Genomic DNA, 18,024 nt, shown 5'->3' on the forward strand with positions numbered 1-18,024 from the left:
CTTTGTACCGACAAGAGACCGCGCTATCAAGCACCTACTGGCTATTGGCCGCGCCGGCTGGTTTCTTTCATAAGCTTTTCCCAGCGCTCCAGTTCTTTCTCGTATTTTTCTAAAACGGCTTGGCCTTCGGGGCCAGGCAGTAGCCGTCGCCGCCGAGCGAAGTGTACCAGGTCACCACGCCTTCGGATAATCCGCCGAATACGAGTTGCTTCATCGGCAGTCTACTTGTTCGCCTCCTCGATAAACTTGCGCAGGAAACTGACAACCTCCTGCGGCACTTGCGAGGCTTGCTTGAACAAACGTTCGCCCGCTTCGCCGACTTCGAAGCGCGGATGGAAGCGCATCGCGGCGATGGCTTCCTGGAGAAAGTCCTGATCGCGCGCGAGGCCGTCGAAGGCTTTGCGCAAAGTCGCGGTCGCTTCTGCCGGCGCTTTGGGCGGCAAAAGCACCATGCGGGTCATGTTGGTGCTCGACATGTTGGCGGCTTTCAAAGCTTCGTATTTGATCCCAGACGGATTCTTGCCGAACGCTTCGCGGTAGAAATAGGTAAAGGGCAGCAGCTCCGGGACGTCGCGGCTCACCAAGATTTCCCCGCTGGGCGCAACCAGATCGGTATAATAGAGGGGCACCACCATACCGGTCTTCACCATCTGCGGCTCCACTTGCGTTCGATAGCCGGGCAGGGTTTCGTCGTGATATTGGGCTTCGTTGCGCTGGACGGCCAGGCGGGCATCGGAACTGCTGTTGTAGCCGGTCACATAATCGTATTTCAGGCCGAGGAGATCGAACGAAAGCCGGAAACGAACGTCCTTCGAACTGCTCACACCGAGCCCGGCGGCGCGAAATCTGGGCAGCTTCAAAAAGTCGGCGGGCTTCTTGACGCCGGGAGGCGTGTCGGCGCGAATGTAGGAAACCGTTACGCCGTGAACGCCGGTGACGAAGCCGAATGTACTCAGATCGACGCGCTGCCCAGGATCTTTGACCTGCTGATGAAACAAGCTGCCGGTGAAGTACGCGCCGGTGAAGCCGTCGGGTTTGGCCACTTCGCCCATATAGTTCACGGCCGTGATGCCGCCGCCGCCACCCATGTTTTGCACTGTCACCGTCGGGTTGCCAGCAATATGCTTCGGCAGATGCTTGGCAAAAATGCGCCCTTCGATGTCGGTAGGACCGCCGGCGGCGAAGTTGATGATCAGATTTAAGGTCCTGCCCTGGTAAAAGGGCGCTTTTTCCGCGGCGAAGGCTGCCACCGTTAGGGCGAAGAAAGCCGCGGTCAGTGATAAACATCGCGCGAGGGTGCGCTCCATAATAATTACTCCTTCCGTTTTGCCCGTTATACAACGATCGATTGCTTTGACCAATTCCTCAATACACCTTTTGTGTAGCGTGAAGCAAAGCTTTTTTTGCATTGACGCCCCTTTGTTATCGGTGGTAATCCTCCCTCACCTACGGTGTCGAGTCTATGCGGAGGGACGTCCTATGAAGCTTGCCGTTTCGATTTTTGCGCCAATGCTTTGGTTTGCGGCTTTCGTGTTGACCTATGCGCAAGGCGCCGAGGCGATTATTGACGCAGCGCGCAAAGAAGGCCAGGTGGTCTTCTATGCTTCGATGGAAGCCGCCTCGGCACAGCGCCTGGCCGCCGCTTTCGAGAAAAAATATCCCGGCATCAAGGTCAACACCACCCGCATCGGGTCCGAGCGCATGGCAACCCGCTTGGTCGCCGAGACCCAGGCGCGCAAAGTCAGCGCCGACGTGGTGCAACAATCGGCGTTCGATTTCTACGGGGTTTTGCAAAAAGGCATCTTCGATAGCTACTTCTCGCCCGAGCGTGCCGCCTATCCCGCCGAGTACCGCGATGAAAAGGGCGTTTGGATGATACCCGCCTCAACCTTGAACGTAATCGCCTACAACAAGAAAATGGTCGCTCCTGCCGATGCGCCGAAGAGTTTTTGGGATCTGGTCGAGCCAAAGTGGAAAGGCCAGCTCCTGATGGACGAGAACGAGAGCAAATGGATGGCCGGTATGATGCAGTACTACGGCGAGGCGAAGACCCTGGATTTGCTGCGCCGGCTGGCGCGTCAGGAGATTCAATTTCGCACCGGCCATACTCTGCTGCAAACCTTATGTGCCGCCGGTGAGCGTCCCATCGTCGTGGTCGCCTTTGCCAACGGCGTCGATCGCTTAAAAAAAGACAACGCGCCCATCGAGTGGGTCGCCGCCGAGCCAGTGATCGGCCTGACCTTCGGTTCGGCGGTTGTAAAAGAAGCGCCCCATCCCAATGCTGGACGGCTGTTCCAAGATTTCATGCTGTCGCGGGAGGGCCAGGAGGTCATGGCCGCCGCCGGCTATCACGTGCCGCGCACCGATGTCAGCTCGCCGATTCTGCGCGAAGCGCCGAAAAACACCAAAGTGATTCCGCTGCCGATGAGTTTAGCGGCGCGCTACAACGAATTTTACAAAACCTATCGCAACGTAATGGGATTGAAATGAGGTAGGGGCGACCGGCTGGTCGCCCTCTCCATCTGAACGACGAGGAGAACCACCATGCCCTACGAAGCCGAAGCGGGAAATTTTTCCATCGCCCTGGGCGGCGACACCATGTTAACGCGAAAATTGACGCCCTTCAAAGAACCCGCGTTCTTAAAACTGCGCGAGGTTCTTCACAGCGCCGACGCTCGTTTCGTCAACCTCGAAGGCACGGTGCATACCTGGGAAGAAGGCACGCCCGGCATCACCCAGGGAACCTTCATGACCACGTTGCCGCCGCTGCTCGAGGATTTAAAATGGCTCGGCGTTAATATAGTTTCCTGCGCCAACAATCATGCCTTCGATTATGGTGAAGACGGCGTGCTCGCTAATATTCGCCATCTCGACGAGGCGGGTATGACCCATGCGGGCACGGGAAAAAATCTCGCCGCGGCGCGCGCGCCGGGATATTTGGACACGCCCAATGGGCGCGTCGGTCTCATAGCGACTACGGCAACATTCCGGCCATGGAACCAAGCCGGCGAGCAGCGTCCCGATCTGCGCGGCCGGCCGGGTATCAGTCCGCTCGGATTTGAAACCACCCACTGCGTCGATGGCGCCGCCTTCGAGCAGTTAAAACGCATCAGCCGCGAGCTCGGCTTCGAGAAAAGCAACGAGCGCGCACGCAAGCACTTTTATAGCGATAAGGAAATCACCAAGGCCGATGCGCCGGAACTAAGCCTACTCGGTCATCGCTATGTGGCGGGCGAAGGTTTCTCCATAACGACGAAAGCCAACGAGCGCGACTTACAAGATAATCTCAAATGGATTCGCGAGGCGCGCCGCCAAGCCGATTGGTTGGTGGTCAGCGCCCACTGTCACGAATTCGGCGGACCAACGTTGCTCTCAGCGGGCACGCGCGCGGAGCTCGAAGAGACCGCAGACTTCTTCACCAAGTTTGCCCATCAAGCGATCGACGAAGGCGCCGACATCTTCGTCGGCCACGGCTCCCATTTTCCGATGGGCATCGAAATCTACAAAGGCAAGCCGATTCTCTACAGCGTCGGCAACTTCGTTTTTCAAAACGAAACCGTCGGTTTTTTCCCCGCCGACGCCTACGAACGATTCGATCTCGATCTCAAAGCGACGCCGACCGATTTCCTCGACGCGCGCACCAACGGCGGCAAGAAAGGCCACCCCAGCGATCGCGCCTACTGGGAAAACATGTTCGCGGTGTGCAAGTTCGAAAAGAAGAAGTTAGCGCGCATCGAAGTCCACGCCATCGATCAAGGCTTCGGCCGGCCGCTGCCGCAAAGAGGCCGCCCCGTGTTAGCCGAAGGGGAAGTTGCCAAGCGCGTGATCGATCGCGTGACGAAACTATCGGCACGCTACGGCACCAAAGTCACCAATCGCGACGGCGTCGGAGTTATTTCACTTTAGATTCGCGTAGGTGATGTAAGAGCCGATTTTTCTGTAGCGCACTTTCCGGTCCCTCCCTTTCGCAGAGCGAGGTTAGTGGGATTTTTCGAAGCTGGGCAGGGTGGGCGGTTCAGTCGACCACGGATCGATCAGGAACCAGCGACCGCTGTAGCCACTGGAATAGTCTCCAGCCGACATGATCCGGCTGCAGCGTAGACGCTGCAAGAGCAGCGGCCTCGTCGGATATCGCCGGCCCATTGGGCGCTTTCACGTGGACCTCGGCCACCCGTTCGGCCATCACGAACCAGCCGATCGCTGACTCCACAGACCGGCCCACCGTAAGCAAGCCGTGGTTGCGCAGGATGCAAAGCTTCTTGTCGCCGAGCGCCGCGGCGATGCGCTTGCCGCCATCGATGGAAAGCACTTCTACTTCCTCATCGTCGAAGAGCGCCTGATCAAAAACGAAAGCACACGCCTCCTGACTGAGCGCGCGGAACGGGGCGACGTTGGCTGACCAAGGCGTGCCGAAGGCCGTATGGGTGTGAGCCGCGCTCACGACGTCGGGACGCGCCGCAAGCAGCGGATGGTGGATGTTGTAGCCCGCCGTGTTGACGGCACCGGTAGCGTTGCCATCGGCATCCATCACTTCACCACCGGGCCCGACCAGAACTAACTTGCCAACGGTCGCCGCGCCAAAAGGAACGCCCCAGTCGAGCAGCCAAAAGTGGTCAGTGAGCTCGGGATCACGCGCCGATATGTGGCCGTCGCCGAGCATCCCCCAGCGCATCGCGCCAAAGATGCGATATCCGAGCGCACTTATCCGCTTGCGGTGCGCCCGTTCATCGGCAATCGAACGGATTGTGCCGTAGGGCTCGACCCCGTCAAACGGTGGATAGGGACTCGCGGCCATGTCAGTCATTGTGCGTCAGACGGTGAAGTCGGATATTTCTACGGGAAATCACAACCGCCAATTTTCTGGGCAGAGAAATATCGCCGCGTCGGCAAGCTGTCAATCATGGGAGAGTTTGGAGTTACGAGGTGATCAGAGGATCGCTCCAACTACCGGTTAGAATACTCCGGGGATCCAGCGTTTTACCGATTTCGTGTAGTCGACGTACGGCTGGCCAAGTCGCGTCACCAGTTTTTTCTCATCACCGACAACGCGTAAGTGGAACCAAATCGCTACCGCGACAGTGATCACAGCGGCGAGAATTGAATTTAACGTTAGGGTCAAACCCGTAAGAAAAATAATATGACCCAGGTACATCGGGTTGCGTGTCCAACCATAGGGGCCGCTTGAAACCAATCGTTCTGGCGGTGTCTCAAGTCCGGGACCGCCGCCGCCGTGTTTGATGCGGTACTGGCCGCAGAGGCGATACTGCAGAAAACCCCAGATCATCAAAGGCAGCGCCCAAAGATTCGCCTCGAGCATTCCTGCTCTTACGAATAGTTCCCAGAGCAGGGTGATCAGAGGATAGATCACAAATGTGCGAACAGGCGTGCGGCGAATAAAGCGCATGAATAAGGTCACTCCTCCGCCAAAACCTCTTTGATCCGCTTGATCACATCCGGCGGCTGGGTCACGGTTACGCCGATTTTTTTCTGCATCTGCTCGCCGGTAAGAAAAGCGGTTCCGTCCCAGTCCAATTGCTTCTTCGCTTCCACCCCAAACTCCGGATCTTTGAGCATGCGCTCGAAGCTCTCGCGGAGAATTTGCAGCCGTTCTTTCAGCATCCCGGGCGGCGCGGCGAAGGGGCGGTCGAATTCGGTATAAGCGAGCACGACGCCCATTAAGTTAACGAAAGGTTTGCCTTCCGGCGGCGCGATTTCCGTGACGGTAGGCACGGGTGGTAGCAGTCGGCTTTTTTCCGGACCTTGCTGAAGGACGAACGTGACAAACTTGTCTTTAACCCACTCGTTCCACGGCGCGCGGATGACGGTAACGTCTGAGGTCGCGCGGCAATCGGCCTCGCCACGTGCCACGCCCAGATCGATCTCGCGGCCCGAGCCGAAGCCGAGGACGTTTTTGATCTTAATGTCGAAGACTTTACTGACAAGATTGGCAAACACGTAGCTGATGCTGCCCGTGCCCGCCTGGCCGAAGCGCGGCGGCGTTTTCGCTGACTTTATCGTCGCGATGCTCTTGTACGGTGTGTCGCTGCGGCAGGCGATCATCATCGGCGATTTGTTGAAACTGCCGACCCAGGAGAACTTGCGGAAGTCGAATCGGACTTCCGGTTTGCCGACCATTTGATCCAGATAGTTGGAGCGCGTCACCGCCACAATGGTCAGGCCGTCGGGTTTGGTGAGATTGTAAATCTGATTGGCCGCCACCAAGCCGCCGGCGCCCGGTAGGTTCTGCACCAACGTGTTGGGATTGCCCGGAATATGTTTGCCGAGGAATCGCCCGACGAGGCGCGCGCCGATATCCGTCGACGCGCCCGGCCCGCTGGCGACGACGATGTTGAGCGTCTTGCCTTCGTAGAAGGGCTTGGCGGTTTGAGCGTGTGCCAGAGAACCCGCCGATAAGAAAGCGACGCTACAGACGACGAGAACCCGTTTGAGGGAGAAACTCTGCTCCACCATCTTTCGCCTTTCGTTGAGGAAGGGTTCCCGCGCACGAGGACTGTTCCGACGCCCGCGCCCATTCCGATGGGTTGGGGTGAGGGCAATCAATCCGCCAAAATCTCTTTGATTCGCTTGAGCACGTCCGCGGGTTGGTTGATCACGCTTTCCATCCGCTTCTGCAGTTGCTCGCCGGTCAGATGAGAAGCGCCGTCCCAGTCGAGCAGAGTTTTCGCCTCCACGGCGAATTCCCTGTCTTGCAGCATCTTTACAAAGCCGTCGCGCAGAAGCTGTAAACGGTCTTTTGGAACGTTAGGCGGCGCAGCGAAGGGGCGGTCAAATTCGGTGTAGGCCAGGATGACGCTCATCAGGTCCACCGTCGGCTTCGCTTCCGGTGGCGCCAACTCGTACACGGTTGGCACGGGTGGAATCAGATCGCTTTTCTCCGGTCCCTGTTGCAAAAAAAACGTAATGTATTTCTCCTTGACCCAGCGGTTCCACGGCGAGCGAATCACCGTGAGATCGGAGGTGGCGCGGCAATCGACCTCGCCTCGTTCCATGCCGAGATCGGTTTCGCGTGCCGATTGGAAGCCGGTGACGTTTCTCAGCTTTACGTCGAAGATCTTGTCGAGCAGCTTGGCAAAAATGTAACTGATACTGCCGGTGCCCGATTGACCGACGCGGGGCGGAGTCTTCGAGGCGCGCACTGCGGCCCAGTTCTTATATGGCGTGTCGCTGCGACAGGCAAACATCATCGGCGCTTTGTTGAAACTGCCGAGCCAGCTAAATTTGCGAAAATCGGCCCTGACCTCCGGCCGGCCGATCATCTGCTCCATGTAATTGGCCCGGCTCACCGTCAGAATCGCCAGGCCATCGGGCTTGGAGATGTTGTAAAGATAGTTCGCCGACACCAAGCCGCCGCCGCCTGGCATGTTGCGCACCAGGATCCCCGGATTGCCGGGGATGTACTTGCCAAGGTAGCGCGAAACTAGCCGCGAGACGATGTCCGTTGTCGCGCCGGTGCCGCTCGACGCGATCAGCTCGATGGTTTTGCCCTCATAGAATGGTTTTGCGCTCTGGCCCTGCGCTGGGGAGCTGCACAAAATCGCCAATAGCAAACCGCAAACGACGCGACGATCGTTAACAATGTTTCGTCGGTTCAAGGGAGCCTCCGCAAGCTTGCGCAGCAAAAGTTCGACCCAAGTGCGCAGCCCTAAGGTTCTGCTTCTAAACCTCGGTTGGAAGATTTGCAATCGCTAATTTCGGTTGAACTTTTTGCCCGAAAGGCATAGGAGCAAAGAGTTGTCGCACAGCCTCCCGCGTGTGACCTTTCTTGCGGGCACCTTCTAACAATAGTGACCACGAACTCGGAGGGACTCATTATGAAGACAGAAAACTACGACGTTGTCGTCGTCGGCTTCGGCAACGCGGCTCAAGCGGCCGCCTGCGCCGCCCATGTTGCGGGCGCGAAAGTTCTCGTCCTGGAAAAAGCGCCGGAGAAAAAGAAAGGCGGCAATACCTGGTTCAGCCACGGCGCGCAGTTTCGCCATGTGCACAATGGCCTCGTCGACGAGCGGCCGCTCCTGCCGCATATTTCGGAGGCGGAGTTCGCCAAAATCGATTTGCCGCCCTACACCGCCGACGATTTTTATTCGGACATCATGCGCGTGACACGCGGCCGCTCGGTTCCTGAATTGGCCGAACTGCTGGTGAGCGAGTCCTATCCAACCGTAAAATGGATGCGCGAGATGGGCATCCAGTGGGAAATTCTCTACAACCTCGGCAAACCCGTCGGCGACCGCTTTCAGTGGCATCACGGCAGCAGCTTTATCAACTCCAAAGACGGCGGCGGCGGTTTGGTCGAAATGTGGCACGCGATTCTAAAAAGGTTGGGCATCGAGATTCGCTTTGAAACCGGCGCGCAGCGGCTCTTGGTCAACGAACAAGGAGGAGTTTACGGCATCATCGCCGAGAGTCCGCAAAACGGACTTACGGAAATTCGCTGCAAAGGCGTCGTCTTGGCCTGCGGTGGATTTTCTGCAAATCCGGCCATGCGCGCGCAATTCCTAGGCGCGGGTTGGGACTTGGCCAAAGTGCGCGGCACGCGCTATAACACCGGCGACGGCATTCAAATGGCGCTCGACATCGGCGCGCAAGCGTTTGGCCACTGGAGCGGCGGACATGCCACGCCAATCGATGCCGACGCGGGTGAATATGAAGGCGGGTTCCTCGATCCAACGAACCGGCGCAATCGCACGCATCGGTATGCTTGGACGATCGGCATCATGGTCAACACCGACGGCCGCCGCTTCATTGACGAAGGCGAAGACTTCCACGCTTACACGTACGCCAAGACCGGCGCTGAGATTTTGAAACAGCCGGGCGGCATCGCCTACCAGATTTTCGATAAGAAATTGGAGGAATGCGTCGCCCGCTACCTGTATGAGGGCGCCACGGCGATCAAAGCCAACTCGATTCGCGAGCTGGCCGAGATGTTGGAAATCAATCCGAATACGCTGGAAAAGACCGTCGATGAGTTCAATAAAGCCGTGCAAGACGACAAACCGTTCAACGAACTGATCCGCGACGGGCGCCACACCGAAGGCATTCATCCGCCGAAAACCAACTGGGCCAACAAGATGGATACACCGCCGTACACTGCGTACGCAGCGACTTGTGGATTGACGTTCACCTACGGCGGGCTGAAGGTGAATCCGAAATGCCAAATTCTGAATAAATTCGACCGGCCGATTTCCGGACTCTACGGCGCCGGTGAATTGACCGCGGGCTTTTTCTTCTACAACTATCCGAGCGGCTCAGGCCTCCTGCGCGGTGCTGTCACCGGAAAAGTCGCCGGCACCAACGCAGCGACGAACGGATAAGCTAACGAGCGAAGCAAGTCCTATGAATATTGTTGTTTGTTGTAAATCCGTCCCTGGTTTGGTGACGGACTTAAAAATTGGCGACGATGCTAAGTCGCTCAACTACCAAGGACAACTCTTGGCGATCAACGAGTGCGATGAATATGCGCTCGAAGAAGCTTTGGTGTTAAAGAAAACCCACGGCGGGACGATCACAGCGATCTCCATGGGCAGTATCAAGTCACAGGACGTTTTGTACTATGCGCTTGCCAAAGGCGCCGACAAGGCCGTGCGCGTCGACTGCGAAACACAGGACCCGCAGGTCGCCAGCAAAGTTCTCGCTGCAGCACTGAAAAAGCTTGAATACGATCTCGTCCTCACCGGCACTCAAGCACGTGATACCTTAGGTGGACAAGTTGGAATCACAGCGGCAAACTTGCTTGATCTACCATTTGCCTACGCCGTCGTCGGTGTCGAAGTGAAGGATCCGAGAACAATCGTCGCACGCAAAGAACTTGGCGGCGGGCGTAACGCTGACGTGGAATTACAGCTCCCGGCGCTCCTCTGCATCCAAACCGGCATCCAACCACTCACCTTCGTGCCACCGGCGCGCCGCGTACGCGCGCGACAACAACCGGTGAAATCGTTCACGATGGCGGATCTCGAGATCAGTGCCGACCAGTTAGCGCCGAAGGGTTACCGCATTTTGGCGGTCAAACCGCCGGAGCGTGCCCATCAAGTCGAGCTCATTCAAGGAAATCCGCTCGATGTCGCTGACGCACTGCTTAGCAAGATTCGGGAGAATCGGTAATGGCACAAAGCATCGTTGTTCTCGTCGAACACGTCGACGGTAAAGTCGATTCCGTAACGTTGCAACTCCTAACTGCCGGACGGCAGTTAGCTTCACAGCTCAACGCGCAGCTCATTGCCCTGGCTCTCGGTCATCAAATTGCCGGTGTGGGCACGGCACTGCAGAACTGCGGCGCGGACAAAGTCGTGCTCGTTGATAACGCAGCTCTCGATTCCGCCGCTGGCGAAGTGCAAGCCAAAGTCGTCGCGCAGGTCGCCAAGCAACTAGACGTCTGCTTTGTATTGGTGGGCTACGGCCTAGTTGGCATGGAGCTGACGCCGGCGATCGCCGCGCAAATGGGTGTCAGCGCTCTGACCAACTGCGTTGACGTGAAGTTTGCCGACGATGCGGTCGTCGTGACTCGCCCCGTGTTCGACAGCACGCTGCATGCGCACGTGGCGCTGGATAACGACGAGCGGGCGGTGATCGCATTACAAAAAGGTTCCTTCGCACCGGCGGAAGCGTCGGCTAATCAAGCACCCATCGAAACTGTAAACGTCGACGTCGCGAGCATTCCCGCGCGCAGTAAAGTTTTAGGCATTTCAGAAGAACCAATAGGCGACGTCGACATCACCAAAGCAGAAATTGTCGTCTCCGTCGGCCGCGGCATTGGCACCGTAGAGAAGATTCCGCTGATCGGAGAATTAGCCGACGCCTTAGGCGGCGTGCTCGCTTGCTCGCGTCCCATCGTCGACGTCGGCTGGCTGCCCCGCGAGCGCCAAGTCGGCGCATCAGGAAGAACGGTCACGCCCAAAATCTACATTGCCTGCGGCATCTCCGGCGCCATCCAACACTTGGCCGGCATGCGCGACGCCAACAAAATCATCGCCATCAACAAAGACGCCAACGCGCCGATCTTCGGCGTGGCGCACATTGGCGTCGTCGGCGATTTGTTCGAAATCGTTCCAGCACTCACCAAAGCGGCGAGAGAAGCGAAGGCGGGCTAATCCTATCCTGAAATGTGAAATCTATAATTTGTAATAGCCGCAGGCCTAAAGCCCTTGCGCCGCTGCGTGCCTTCCCGCCAAGCGCGAGAAAACCACATTGCGTGTTTGCCCTGTGCATGACGGGTAGTTGTGAAAAAACAAGCCGACGATGTCGCCTGAGGCGTAAAGGCCGCGAATCGGGTTTCCTGACGTGTTTAGCACCTGGGCGCTTTCGTTGATCTGCAAGCCGCCGAATGTGAACGTCACGCCGCCGGTGATCGAGTAAGCCCAGTAGGGCGGCTTGTCGATCGGGCTCGACCAGTTGGATTTTTTCGGCGTGATGCCCTCGGTGCATTTGCCGTCCAGCTTTGTTGCATCGAAGGGGATGTCTTTGCGCACGGCGCCATTGAACTCTTGAATTGTGTGCTTGAGAATCGTCGGCTCGATGCCGATCTTGCCGGCTAGTTCGTCGATGCTGTCGGCTTCAATGGGTGTCGAGAACTCATAGCGGTTGCCGAGCAACGGAGTCGTCTTCTGATCGTAAATTTGATAGGCGATGGCGCCCGGTTGATTCAACACCGCCCAGCCGGTTTTTGCGTAGGTGTACGAATGGCGCGCCTCGCCCTCGTCGAAGAAACGCTGGCCGAGTGAGTTGACCGTGATGCTATAGGGATAGCCGTAGCGGTTGGCTTTGCTGCCGATCTCGACGTCGGGGTATGTCGAATCGATCGGTGTCGCGTGCGCGCCTTGCCAATGACCGGCGGCTTTGGCGCCCATGGCGAGCGTCATCATTAGCACTTCGCCGGTGTCGTGCCGACTGCCGCGCACTTTCATCAAGTCGGCGTTGGGGCCGAGATAGCGGGCGCGCATTTCAGCGTTGGCCTGAAAACCTCCGGCACAGAGAACGATCGAGCCGCTCTTGATTTCATATTCTTCGTTGGGGTCGGAAACGACCACGCCCTCGATGCGCCGATCGTTGCCGAGCAATTGCTTCACTTTCGACTCGTAGCGAATCTCAATCCCCATGCCGAGCGCGATGTCACGCCACTGGCCGAGCTGCCCTAGACCGCCGCTCACGCCGCCGACAGGATGAACCACCAGACCTGGTTCGAAGTAGTAACGGCCGTCGATGATTACATGAGAATCGATCTCCCACTTGATGCCGAGCTCGCGCATCCAATGGATCGCCGTGTTGGACTGGCTGACCAAAACGTCAGCGAGTTTTTTGTCGATGCGCCCACGCGTGACGCGCTGTAAGTCGGCGTGAAACATTTCAGACGAATAGGCGGGCAGGTTCAACTTCGCAAACATTTCGTTGCTGAGATCCGGGAGGAACTTGCGAATCTCATCGGCGCCGGAAAACACCCAGCGAAAACCGGTATGCGAATAGCGGGCGTTGCCGCCGAACTCCGGCTCCGGCGCTTTTTCCAACATGACGACTTTGGGTGCGGCCGCCTGCTTGGCGGCGACGGCGGCCTCAAAGGCGGCGCTGCCGCCGCCGACTACGAGCACGGGAATGTTTTCGGTTCTCATAGTTCGATTCTCATCTAGAAACCACAAGTATTTGCATCAAGGCTATTTATCTCAAACCAAGCGGGCGGGTCTTAGACCCGCCCCTACATCGGCCTTCGTTTGCGACGGGCTCGGTATACGCCAGGCTATTTCTTGTAAAGACTTGCAATGAAACCGGAGCTTTCAAGCTTGTTCATGACCGAGTGATCGACCAAGGCCTCGACCTTCACATCGGCGACCTTTGGATTCTGTTGCGCCAGAAGTTTTTGCAAACGCTTCATGCCCTCGATCACGACATGAGGCGCGCGCTCATAGTTCTGAATCACCGCCTGATAGGATTCCTCGACATCGGCTGGATTGGTCAAGCGTAGATTGGAGGCCAGAAGGCGGCTGACCAATTCTTTGTGCGCGGGATCGCTGATCAGAGATATCGCTTCGATGGTTGCCTTCAAGTAGCCTTCTATGACTTGCGGCTTGGCTGCCATGGTGCGTCGCGCTGTGACCAGCATGTTTTGCGGCAGGGTTACACCGGCAGTTTTCAGGTTATAGAGTTGCGTGAACCCCTTGTTGGCGTAGACCTCGCCCATGGAACCGCGCAGCGATGTCGCATCGACACTGCCGCTTTCCATCGCCAAGCGCCGGTTCATTTCGGTGCCGGGTATGGTCAAAAAAGCGATCTTCGATTGAGCTGGATCGATATGCAGACCCTGCAGCGCCAACATCGATACCATGTGCGACGTCGATCCAGGTCCGCTGACCGCGATGCGCTTACCGCGAAGGTCCTCGGGTTTCTTGATTTCGGGGCGCGCGTTCAATCGGTAATCGAGCTTTTGATTGAAGTTGGCGAGGCCGACCAGTTCCGTCGCTCCCCCTAGACCGGCGTTGATCAGATGACCGGGACCGATGATCGCGGCGTCGATCTCCCCGGCAAGCAGCGCAGCGATCGCGAGCGGATTGCGCGGCATCAAGATAAACTGCATGTCGATGCCATATTTCTTGAACAGCCCGCGCTCCCGAGCGACCCAGACATGAGTCATGGTCTCGCTGGTGACGCTCGAAGAGAGATTGGATTTGGTTTGCGCGCTAGTGGGCTTTGGCGCACAGACCGAAACGAAGAAAATCGCGATGGCAAGCAGCGCGGTGCTACGCATGAAATTTTCTCCGTAGGGGCGATTCATGAATCGCCCCTACGTCTGTACTGCGTTATTCCGGCTTTTTCTCGCCGAGCGGAATATTGACCTGAAAACCGTGCTCAGAGATGTCGAAGAAATTGCCGTCGACGTCGGAACCACGGGTTTCCGCATAGGGCCGGCCATTGGGACGTGCCTTGGGCAGCTTATTGGGATTGATTTTTTTCATGCGCTCGACGATCTTTTCGCCGTCCTCCACCTCGAAGCCGAAGTGATAGAGGCCGGGCCGCGATTGCTGATCGTGATTGGGCAATATGGCGAGGTTGAAGTAGCCGTCGGTTAGAAAAATCGCGCCGCCTTCTTCTTTCGCTTTGTGCAGCACCTGCATTTCGAAGACATCGCAATAGAACGACGCGAGCTTGCCGGTGTCTTCGGTGCGAATCGCCAAGTGTTTCAATTTGGGCATGATGGGCTCCTTAAATTTTATTTAGGCTTTGCCTTCGGCGCGGGTAATGCCGATGCCAAACGGCTCCGAACGATTGCCGAACAAAATCATCGGTTCTTTGCTCTTGTTGATGAGCTGGTAGTATTCCTTGGCCGCGAAGAACACGATGTCATTTTTCTTGACCACGCGCTCGCCGCCTTTAAGGTCTTTGATCGAACACTCGCCTTGGACGACTAAGAACGTCTCCGGATTCTGGTGAAAATGCATCGGCGTCTCACCCCCCGGCTCGAAATAGAGCATCCAAGTGCGAAAGTTATCGGTGCCGAAGAAGTGGCTGTTGCGAATGTTATGCGTGCGCGCTTCGTCGATTTTTTTGTCTAGGTTCAAGACTTCCATGATCGCCTCTGCTTGCGGTCACCCGCGTCACTCGCTAACTCTTCTTTTTGTCGCCCACCGCCTCGGCGATCATGAAGCCATGCTCCGAAATATCGAACAGGTTGCCGTCGGGATCGGAGCTGCGGGTTTCGGCGTAAAGCCGATCGGCGGGACGTTGCTTGGGCGCCTTCTTGGGATCGACCTTGCGCAGCCGTTCGGCGATTTTCTCATAGTTCTCCACCTGAAAACCGAAATGATACAGCCCATTGGGGGCGTTTTGCTCATGGTTGGGCAAGATCGCCAGGTTAAGATATCCATCGGTCATATAGATCGCCCCGCCCTCTTCCCTGTCCTTGTTGAGGATCTCCATTTCAAAAACGTCCTTGTAAAAGGAAGCGAGCTTGCCGGTGTCTTCGGTGCGAATCGCCAAATGGCGGATCTTAGGCATAAGTGACCTCCGCAAAAAAAATTAGACTGCCTCACCCTTAATCCCCATTGCTAAGAGTTGTCAAGGTGCGGCGAATACACCTAAGGACCGAGCAAAGCTTGCAGCGGAGAGCTTGGAATCGTGAGGAGGGTGGCGAAGAAGAGGGTGCGCGTTAGTGCAAATCGAGTGGAATCTGATCACGATCCGCGATCATTGGCACCATGGCGTCGCGGATCGCTTTTTCGCTGACTTCGCCGAACTTTTCTTTGAAGCGGTCCACGGGAACAACGGCTTTGGCCATGGCGCGGTGGCCGCCGGCGCTGCCGATATCGTCGTAGAGTCTCTTCACGATGTCGCCGGCGCTCTTGACGTAGCCGACGTTACGCACCGAAATGACGACGCGGTCGTCTACCAGGCCCGACACAACGCTCCAATCGACGCCTTCGATCTGCAGGCAGAACTCGGCCATTTGCGGGATCACGTCTTCGCGGTTCACTTCGCCCAGGTGAATGACCGCAACGCCATTGTCGACGTCCAAGTGGCTCAGCGCCCGACCCATGGACTCTAAATCTTCGCGCGGCAGTGCCGGCCGCTCGATGCGCGTGATCATGGCTTTGTTGGCGATCGGGTAGAGATAGTTGAAAGCGCCCAGGTCGGCCAGATTGCTGCCGCGCTCGAGAAACAGGGTGTCGGTTTTGATGCCGTAAAGCAGGGCTGTGGCCAAGCGCTGCGACGGTTCCATACCGGTGGCGCGCAAATATTCCGTAAAAATCGTCGACGTAGAGCCGTAGCCCGTGCGTAAATCGGCGTAGCGCGCTTTGAACGCCGCGCGCTTAGGATGATGGTCGACGACCAAATCAACCCGCCCCAAGGGCTGCTCGAAGTAAGGCGGCTGGACATCGACCAGAGCCAGGCGCGCGCCCTCCTGGTGCAGATCTTCCGGCGTTATCCGTTCGATCTGAATCTCAAGCAATTGTATCATCGCAAGATTTTCCGGACGGGTCACTTGGCCGAACGTAACAATCGGGGTGGTCGTGCGATTGCGTCCCAGGAGTTCGCGCAGGGCCAGAGCGCTGCCGATGGCGTCAGGGTCGGGATCGTGCTGCAACAGAATGTGAACTTTTTCGCCCTCGGCGAACAGCGAGCGAATGCGCTCAATTTTTTTGACGTTGAGTGTGTCGAGTAGTTGCGTCGCGCAAAACTGCTCGAAGATGTCGGCCAACTGCAGGTGACGGAGCAACGGGTCGGGCGGTTCTTTTTTCTTGCCGTTTTTCTCCGACGTCAACGATACGATCGAGAGGTTTTTGTCGAGGCTGCGCAACAGTTGGCAAACGCGCTGTTGCACCTCCGCGTCACGGACAAAGACGATCGCCTGGTCGACGTGGTGCAGCTTGATCTTTTTGTAGGTCTCTTCTTTGAGAAGGTCGCCCTGCGCCACTTTGCCGCCGCGCCTGCGAACGCCGCGCGCAACGGCGTTGTTCTGCACCAAATAGCGCACCTCGCCTTGTTCGGCGGCCACGTTGCGCATGAACTGAAATAGAAGATCGTCCTCGCAGATAGCTAGATATTGCATAGTAGCCCCCAAAGGGGCCTAACGTGGCAACGGCGACGGGGTCGGAATGGCGCGATGGGCAGTGGTTGACACGGATCGGACTCTATCATCACCCATTTTGCATTTCCAGTGGCGGGAGTTTGAAGCCCAGGAGCGATGCAGTTAAGGTGAGCAAAACTAAAAAACGAGAGTAAGGCCTATGATCAACAGCGGTGAACGTGGTTTTGGTTTACCTAAATTCAGCTTGGCGGAACGCGAGCGGCGCTGGCATCGTGTGCGCGAGTTGATGCGCCAGGAAAAACTCGATGCCCTCATCGGTTTTCCCAACCAAAGCCATTGGGATCAGTTCCAAGCGGACATCCGTTACTTGACGCATATCGGTGGCCACCAAACGGAAGTTGCGGTGGTGTTTCCCCAGTGCGGCGACGTGACCGCGTTCGTGCGTGGCGGCAACGAAGTAGAATGGTGGTCGATTGCCCAGGATTGGGTGTTGGATATCCGCACGTCGCGGCGCGAGTGGAGTCCGCCGGTGATCGCGCGCATGAAGGAATTGAAGCTTGACGGCGCGCGTATCGGGGTTTCCGGTCTGAGCGGTTTGTTGCGCGCCCCCGAAGGAACCGTCGTCACCGGAATGCTCGACAAAGTGCGCGAGGCTTTTCCGAAAGCACGGTTCGAGAACGCGACAGAGCTGTTGCAGGACGCCCGTTCGGTTAAAGGCGGCGAAGAAGTGGCTTGGATCGAGCGCGCCGCGGAAATTCTCGACAAAGTGGTGGCGGCGATTCTCGCTAAGGCGAAGCCCGGCGTGATGGAAAACGATATGGTCGCGACGATCTGGCAAACGATCATCTCCAACGGCGGCGACTATCCCTCGATGACCCACTGGGGCGCCGGCGCCGGAGTGCCGTGGGCGTGCCGCATTGCGCCGCATCGGTCGCTGCAAGCAGGCGACATGATCAACACGGAGTTGGAAGCGAAATATGGCGGTTATATTGCGCAAACCGTTCAAGCCGCGTGCCTGGGCAAGATTGCTCCTGAGCTCAAACGCGGATTCGACGCCAGCGTCAAAGTCTTCAACGAACTAGTAAAGTTCATGAAACCGGGTGTGACGTATCGGGAAGTCATTGCGTTCTACCAAAAGCTCGTGCGCGAAGCCGGACTCATCCCGAAAGGGATGTTGCTGCACGGCCGCGGCATCGGCGAAGACCGCCCGCAGGTGACCGGCGAAGTCGCCGGCGATATGTACACCAGCGCCACCTACACGCAGCACCTCGACATACCGCTCGTCGAAGGCAACGTGTTTGTCCTCAAGCCCGGGGCGATGGCCGCGGATGAGCCCGACTCGATCCGCTGCGGCGATACGGTGGTAATCGAAAAGAATGGCTCGCGCCGTCTCGGTAAACGAGTTTTCGAGTTCCCGGAAATTATTTGAAATTTTTCTCGTGGCGTTTGCAAAATCTGTTGACGACACGGACGGCTTCACATAGTTTGCTGCAAAA

17 protein-coding genes are annotated in these 18,024 nt (G+C 57.3%); 6 read left to right on the forward strand and 11 right to left on the reverse strand.

All coding sequences use genetic code 11. From position 1 onward, the window contains the following. Window positions 1-221 precede the first annotated feature (221 nt). Window positions 222-1,307: a hypothetical protein gene (locus FJ145_03880; protein MBM4260563.1), complete on the reverse strand. Its 1,086-nt coding sequence runs from the start codon at window positions 1,305-1,307 to the stop codon at window positions 222-224. A 172-nt stretch (window positions 1,308-1,479) separates the two neighbouring features. Between FJ145_03880 and FJ145_03885 the strand changes: the two genes are divergently transcribed. Next, window positions 1,480-2,490 (forward strand): extracellular solute-binding protein, encoded by a 1,011-nt coding sequence (locus FJ145_03885; protein MBM4260564.1) that lies wholly within the window; start codon window positions 1,480-1,482, stop codon window positions 2,488-2,490. Window positions 2,491-2,544: 54 nt separating this feature from the next. After that, window positions 2,545-3,906 (forward strand): CapA family protein, encoded by a 1,362-nt coding sequence (locus tag FJ145_03890; protein ID MBM4260565.1) that lies wholly within the window; start codon window positions 2,545-2,547, stop codon window positions 3,904-3,906. Between the two features lie 109 nt (window positions 3,907-4,015). Here FJ145_03890 and FJ145_03895 read toward each other — a convergent pair whose 3' ends face one another. The 4 genes from FJ145_03895 to FJ145_03910 all read right to left on the reverse strand — a co-directional run bounded on the left by FJ145_03895 (window position 4,016) and on the right by FJ145_03910 (window position 7,613). Then, window positions 4,016-4,795, reverse strand: coding sequence for a ribulose phosphate epimerase (locus tag FJ145_03895; protein MBM4260566.1), 780 nt, complete (start codon window positions 4,793-4,795; stop codon window positions 4,016-4,018). A 156-nt stretch (window positions 4,796-4,951) separates the two neighbouring features. Next, window positions 4,952-5,404: an isoprenylcysteine carboxylmethyltransferase family protein gene (locus FJ145_03900; GenBank protein ID MBM4260567.1), complete on the reverse strand. Its 453-nt coding sequence runs from the start codon at window positions 5,402-5,404 to the stop codon at window positions 4,952-4,954. 8 nt (window positions 5,405-5,412) lie between these two features. Continuing rightward, window positions 5,413-6,471 (reverse strand): hypothetical protein, encoded by a 1,059-nt coding sequence (locus FJ145_03905; protein ID MBM4260568.1) that lies wholly within the window; start codon window positions 6,469-6,471, stop codon window positions 5,413-5,415. Between the two features lie 86 nt (window positions 6,472-6,557). Beyond that, window positions 6,558-7,613, reverse strand: coding sequence for a hypothetical protein (locus FJ145_03910; protein MBM4260569.1), 1,056 nt, complete (start codon window positions 7,611-7,613; stop codon window positions 6,558-6,560). A 219-nt stretch (window positions 7,614-7,832) separates the two neighbouring features. On the opposite strand from FJ145_03910, the gene tcuA (FJ145_03915) reads away from it, so the two are divergent. From tcuA (FJ145_03915) to FJ145_03925, 3 genes are read left to right on the forward strand one after another with little or no spacing between them, the layout of a single operon-like run. Then, window positions 7,833-9,332, forward strand: coding sequence for an FAD-dependent tricarballylate dehydrogenase TcuA (gene tcuA, locus FJ145_03915; protein MBM4260570.1), 1,500 nt, complete (start codon window positions 7,833-7,835; stop codon window positions 9,330-9,332). 22 nt (window positions 9,333-9,354) lie between these two features. Then, on the forward strand, window positions 9,355-10,122 hold the full coding sequence (locus FJ145_03920; GenBank protein ID MBM4260571.1) for an electron transfer flavoprotein subunit beta/FixA family protein: 768 nt from the start codon (window positions 9,355-9,357) through the stop codon (window positions 10,120-10,122). Beyond that, window positions 10,122-11,108 (forward strand): electron transfer flavoprotein subunit alpha/FixB family protein, encoded by a 987-nt coding sequence (locus tag FJ145_03925; GenBank protein ID MBM4260572.1) that lies wholly within the window; start codon window positions 10,122-10,124, stop codon window positions 11,106-11,108. Before FJ145_03920 ends, FJ145_03925 begins: the two co-directional genes overlap by 1 nt. A gap of 45 nt (window positions 11,109-11,153) precedes the next feature. On the opposite strand, the gene tcuA (FJ145_03930) is transcribed toward FJ145_03925, so the two are convergent. The 6 genes from tcuA (FJ145_03930) to FJ145_03955 form a co-directional block, all read right to left on the reverse strand. Next, window positions 11,154-12,620: an FAD-dependent tricarballylate dehydrogenase TcuA gene (tcuA, locus tag FJ145_03930; GenBank protein MBM4260573.1), complete on the reverse strand. Its 1,467-nt coding sequence runs from the start codon at window positions 12,618-12,620 to the stop codon at window positions 11,154-11,156. Window positions 12,621-12,745: 125 nt separating this feature from the next. Then, window positions 12,746-13,777 carry an ABC transporter substrate-binding protein gene (locus tag FJ145_03935; GenBank protein ID MBM4260574.1) on the reverse strand — a complete coding sequence of 344 codons (1,032 nt, stop codon included), beginning with the start codon at window positions 13,775-13,777 and terminating at the stop codon, window positions 12,746-12,748. A gap of 25 nt (window positions 13,778-13,802) precedes the next feature. Next, window positions 13,803-14,195 (reverse strand): VOC family protein, encoded by a 393-nt coding sequence (locus tag FJ145_03940; GenBank protein MBM4260575.1) that lies wholly within the window; start codon window positions 14,193-14,195, stop codon window positions 13,803-13,805. A gap of 21 nt (window positions 14,196-14,216) precedes the next feature. Next, window positions 14,217-14,570: a cupin domain-containing protein gene (locus tag FJ145_03945; protein MBM4260576.1), complete on the reverse strand. Its 354-nt coding sequence runs from the start codon at window positions 14,568-14,570 to the stop codon at window positions 14,217-14,219. A 34-nt stretch (window positions 14,571-14,604) separates the two neighbouring features. Next, entirely contained in the window at window positions 14,605-14,997 is a 393-nt protein-coding gene (locus FJ145_03950; GenBank protein ID MBM4260577.1) for a VOC family protein, read from the reverse strand. 151 nt (window positions 14,998-15,148) lie between these two features. Then, window positions 15,149-16,549 carry a hypothetical protein gene (locus tag FJ145_03955; protein MBM4260578.1) on the reverse strand — a complete coding sequence of 467 codons (1,401 nt, stop codon included), beginning with the start codon at window positions 16,547-16,549 and terminating at the stop codon, window positions 15,149-15,151. Between the two features lie 178 nt (window positions 16,550-16,727). On the opposite strand from FJ145_03955, the gene FJ145_03960 reads away from it, so the two are divergent. Further along, on the forward strand, window positions 16,728-17,957 hold the full coding sequence (locus FJ145_03960; GenBank protein MBM4260579.1) for an aminopeptidase P family protein: 1,230 nt from the start codon (window positions 16,728-16,730) through the stop codon (window positions 17,955-17,957). Window positions 17,958-18,024 lie beyond the last annotated feature (67 nt).

This window comes from Deltaproteobacteria bacterium (genome assembly GCA_016874755.1).
Taxonomy (GTDB): domain Bacteria; phylum Desulfobacterota; class Binatia; order UBA9968; family UBA9968; genus DP-20.